The 619-nt window shown below is 40.1% G+C and carries 1 protein-coding gene; it reads right to left on the minus strand.

What is annotated here, in order from left to right:
• Window positions 1-619: hypothetical protein (locus E1171_RS23230; protein ID WP_222931284.1), on the minus strand; the 619-nt coding region annotated here is incomplete at both ends.

A 619-nucleotide genomic window follows, 5' to 3' on the forward strand; every position in this document is an offset into this window, starting at 1 on the left:
ACTGTTGGTACTATCCCCATAGCCTATGAAACCTGTTCTGACTCCATCACCGTCGTGATATTCTATATAGGAATGTTGGCCATTACCTACTCCATTTGCATGAAGTTGAACACTACCTCCATTTCCGAATTTACCAATGCTAGTTACTTTGAGGTTTCCCTCTACATGAAGCGCTTCGGTTGGGTTTATAACATTGATACCGGTTTTATGGTCAGGAAGAACAAAAATGCCATTTGCAGATTGCCATGGATTAGGACCAAAGGCTAAATATAAACGCTCTAAATCCTGATTTGAGGCTTTTAAACCTACTCCAGCTTTTGCATTCGTATCAGTAACTTGATCTAAATCATCAAACCAGGTGATTCCTCTTGCCCAAGAACTACTCTCTAAAGTTTGGGTAAAAATACCTCCATCAGTAATTTTTAGGGAGGATTCATAAAGTCCGTTTATCGTTAAATCTTTTTCAAAAATTCCCGATCCTGCAACTGTTAAATTTTGAGCTATTTCTGCATTTCTTTGGAATTTAGCAGTTTTATCCCCTTCAACGGAGAAGGCTATATGGTCACTTCCCTTGGCTCCCTCTGGCCCGGCTACTACTACAAAACGTCCTCCTACTTCT

This window comes from Xanthovirga aplysinae (assembly GCF_009711365.1).
Lineage (GTDB): Bacteria > Bacteroidota > Bacteroidia > Cytophagales > Cyclobacteriaceae > Xanthovirga > Xanthovirga aplysinae.